Raw genomic sequence first — 3,909 nt, forward strand, 5'->3', positions numbered from 1 at the left:
GCCGACCGCGCAATCATTCCCACGCTGATCATGCTGCGCCGCTTGTTGTTGACCGCGTGGCTTGGCAGCCGCGCCGACAGTGACACAGCCGCGGCGCTGGGTGGACCGGGGTTCACCGCAGGCACCGTGACGCTGGCCGACACGTTTCTGACCACCGGCCTTCCCGATTTTGCGGCGTAGGCCCGAACCGCCGCCCAAAGCTTCATCACCACGCCGCTTCTCGCGCCGCCACCCGCGTTCGGGGCGTTGAGCGGGTGCCGCCTTCCGTGCTAGTGTTGCCAAATGCGCAGCCCCGTCTGCGACCGCCGCGCCACTATCCTGTGGCCCGGCCCCGAAAACCGGTCAGCCTTGATGCGCGCACTCGTCGTGTTTTGTCACCCCCGCCCCGACAGCTTTACCGCGGCAGTGCGTGATGTTGTCACCACAAGACTTTTCGCCGCAGGTGCCGAAGTGCGTCTCAGCGACCTCTACGCCAAGGGGTTTCAGCCGGTGCTGACCGGCCCCGAATGGCAGGAATACCTCGATTGCTCGCGCAACACCGATTGCGTCGCGTCCGAGGTGGATGACCTGCGCTGGTGCGACACGCTGATCTTTGTCTATCCGACGTGGTGGTACGGCCTGCCAGCCATGCTGAAGGGTTGGCTGGACCGGGTGCTGCTGCCCGACGTGGCCTTCCACATGCCGGATGCGCAAAATCGCACCATTCGCCCCGGTCTACGCCACATCACCCGGCTGGGCATCTTTACCACCTGTGGCGCAAGCCGTTGGTTGACCGCGCTGGTCGGCGCGCCGGGCAAGCGGACGTTGACGCGCGGCGTGGGCTTGCTGTGCAAACCCGGCAAACGCAGTGCCTTTGCCGCGCACTATCTGATGGACAGTTCCACCCCGCAAAGCCGTGCCCGGCATCTGGCCCGCGTTGCTGCAAAGATGGACAGGCTGATTGGCCGACCGCCCCTGCCGGCCCGAAATCCGCAAGCCGTGTCGGCGCAATAGTCAGGTCTTCAGCAACAACCACAGCGCCAGCGCCGTCATCGCCACCCCGGCCAGCACCAGAACCGGCGGGTAAGACCCGTGCAAGGCAATCTCCCACAGGATGACCCAGGCTGGCACCAGATAGGTATACGCCATGACCTTTGCCGCAGGCAGCCGCAGCGTCGCGTATTGCAGCAGCACAAAGGTCATCGCACTGGCCGCCACTGCCACATAAACCAGCGTGATCCACACGATGTCAGGCAGCGCCGCCCAATCCGTGGCCACAATCGCGGGCCACGCCCACAGCGTCAGCAGAACCGTTCCCGCCACCATCATCCCGAAGGTGAACACGATTGCAGGCTCGCCCCGGTTCAACTTGCGCACCAGCGGTGCATAGGCCGCATGCGCCACGCAACCCCAGAAATAGGTCACCTCGCCGGTGCCGATGCGCAACCGCAAAAGCGCGGCAAGATCCGCGCGAAAGATCACCCAAAGCGCGCCCACCGCGCCGATGCCCAAGGCCAGCGCCATCCGTCCGGTCAGCCGCTGGCGCAGCATCAGCCAGCCAAAGCCCGCCGCCATCACCGGCGTCAAAGTAAACACCGCGGCGGTCGAAACCGGTGCGGCGGTGCGCAGACCCTCGAACATCAGCACGAAATACGTGGCCAGCAACGCCCCCAACACGCCATACCGCCAGGGTGAGGCAAAGGCACTGCGCGGCAGCCCGGTGGTCGCCAGCGCCGCCACGCCGACCAGCACCCCGGCAATCGCAAAGCGCAGTGCCGACAGCGCGGCGGGGTCCACAAACGGCGTGGCCAGCGCGCCCAGCGAGAACGATCCCGCCACCAGTGCCGAAAACGCCAGCATCGCCAGATGCCCGCGATGCGCCTCGGAAAGACCAGCGGTCAACTGCAAAGCGGCCAGTCTTTTGCGGCGTCCTTCAGGTGGCTCAGAAACGCCTGCACTTTGCGCGTCCGGTGCAGATCGACATGGGTGACGATCCGAAGCGGGGCCTCCCATTCCGGGCGCGGCGGTAGAATCTCCACCAGGTCGGGCGATCCGGCCGCACGAAACGCCGACATGAACCCGATTCCCGCGCCCATTCGCACCGCGGCCTCAAGGGCTGCCACTTCACTTGACGCATAGGTGATCTGCTCGGGCCGGACCACGGCGCGCAGCCAGCGGTGAAACGGTGCCCGCGTTGCCTCGTTGTCGCTGCAGACAAAGCGGTGGCCGTCAAACTCCGCCTCCGAGGCGGGTGCGCCGTGCGCTGCGACATACGACTTCGATGCGAATAGCCCGGTGCTGATGCGCGCCAGCGGTTGCACCACGTTGTCCGGCTCCTCCGGTCCGGCCCCGGCGCGGATCGCCACATGCGCCTCGCCGTAATCCAGCCGGAACACCCGCATGTCGGTCAGGAACCGCAGTTGCACCCCCGGCCACTTTTGCTGAAACGACACCAACACCGGCGTCAACAGATCAGCCACCCCAGAGATCGAGGTGACCACCAACTCCCCCGATACCGTCTCGCCCTGACCCTTGATCCGCGACGAAAGATGCGCGAACTGCTCCTCTGTGGTCTGCGCCACGGCCAACAGATCACGCCCCGCCTCGGTCGCGGTGTAGCCGCGCGCATGGCGTTGGAACAGCTTTGACCCCAGCCGTTTCTCCAGCGCGTCGATGTGGCGGATTACCGTCGCATGATGCACCCCCAGCACATCCGCCGCGCCTGAAACGGTTCCCATGCGGGCCACCTGATACGCAGTTCGAATTTCGTCCCAGTTTTCCATCGCAGTCCCCGATAGTATTTTCTGTGCGCTGGCGCACATCAGCAAATCTATCCGCAGGATGGTTGCCGGATGCAAGGGCAGATCATCGCAGGCGAGGCGCCATCACGTCGCTGACCCGGTTCCCCTGAACGAAGGGATCGGTTCCGGCAATGGCGCACTGCACTTGGTTGCTGCGGCGAACCGCTGGCTTGCAGCCCGCAGCGCTTGACTTGACGCCGCATCAGGCGTATCGCCCGCGACAATTCCCCGGAGGCACACGCTTCCGGTCCCTGGGCCTTATGCCGGGATCGCCACCTGTCAGCGCGTTGCGCCCACAGGTGTCGCCATGCATTTGTCTTGGGAAAACCCCTGCCGGTCCCCATATCCGGTGCCGCGTAACCGAAGGAGAGTGCCATGTTCGAAAGCCTGTCAGAACGCCTTGGCAGCGTCTTCGACCGCCTGACCAAGCAGGGTGCCCTGTCCGAAGCCGATGTGATCACCGCCCTGCGCGAAGTGCGCGTGGCGCTGCTGGAGGCTGACGTCTCGCTCCCCGTCGCGCGCGAGTTCATCAAGCGCGTGCAGGACAAGGCCACCGGGGCCGCCGTGACCAAATCCATCACCCCCGGCCAGATGGTGGTGAAGATCGTCCATGACGAACTGATCCACGTCCTTGCCGGTGACGGCCCTGCCGATGCGCTGAAGATCGACAACCCGCCTGCGACGATCCTGATGGTCGGCCTGCAAGGCTCGGGCAAGACCACGACCACGGCCAAGCTGGCCAAGCGGTTGAAGGAAAAGCAGGGCAAGCGCGTCCTGTTGGCCTCGCTCGACACCAACCGCCCTGCGGCGATGGAGCAATTGCAGATCCTCGCGGCGCAGGTTGGCGTCGACTCGCTTCCGATCGTGAAAGGCGAGTCCGCCGTCCAGATCGCCAAACGCGCCAAGACTCAGGCCGCGATGGGCGGCTATGACGTGCTGATCCTCGATACCGCTGGCCGCCTGCACATCGACGAAGTCCTGATGGACGAGATCCAGTCCGTCCGCGACATCGCCCAGCCGCGTGAGACGCTTCTGGTCGTCGACGGGCTGACCGGTCAGGACGCCGTCAACGTCGCCACCGAGTTTGACGGCAAGGTCGGGATCTCCGGCGTTGTCCTCACCCGGATGG

At 65.3% G+C, this 3,909-nt stretch carries 4 protein-coding genes and 1 pseudogene; 3 read left to right on the forward strand and 2 right to left on the reverse strand.

Features of this window, described 5'->3' with window-relative positions; genetic code table 11:
- Both RMO18_RS04960 and RMO18_RS04965 read left to right on the forward strand, forming a co-directional pair.
- A pseudogene (locus RMO18_RS04960) lies at nt 1–180 on the forward strand (hypothetical protein); the annotation flags it as partial.
- 102 nt (nt 181–282) lie between these two features.
- A complete protein-coding gene (locus RMO18_RS04965) occupies nt 283–993 on the forward strand; it encodes an NAD(P)H-dependent oxidoreductase (RefSeq protein WP_309664298.1) in 711 nt (236 codons plus the stop codon).
- Here the strand turns inward: RMO18_RS04965 and RMO18_RS04970 are convergent, their stop codons facing one another.
- Nucleotides 994–1,881, reverse strand: coding sequence for a DMT family transporter (locus RMO18_RS04970; protein WP_309664299.1), 888 nt, complete (start codon nt 1,879–1,881; stop codon nt 994–996). It abuts the gene before it with no gap.
- Nucleotides 1,878–2,762 (reverse strand): LysR family transcriptional regulator, encoded by an 885-nt coding sequence (locus RMO18_RS04975; protein WP_309664300.1) that lies wholly within the window; start codon nt 2,760–2,762, stop codon nt 1,878–1,880. The genes RMO18_RS04970 and RMO18_RS04975 overlap by 4 nt, the downstream gene beginning before the upstream one ends.
- Before the next feature lie 393 nt (nt 2,763–3,155).
- Here RMO18_RS04975 and RMO18_RS04980 point away from each other — a divergent pair.
- Nucleotides 3,156–3,909, forward strand: a 754-nt coding sequence (locus tag RMO18_RS04980) for a signal recognition particle receptor subunit alpha (protein WP_309664301.1), incomplete at its 3' end; no start/stop codon positions are given.

The organism is Tabrizicola sp. (assembly GCF_031377265.1).
GTDB lineage: Bacteria > Pseudomonadota > Alphaproteobacteria > Rhodobacterales > Rhodobacteraceae > JAUYQR01.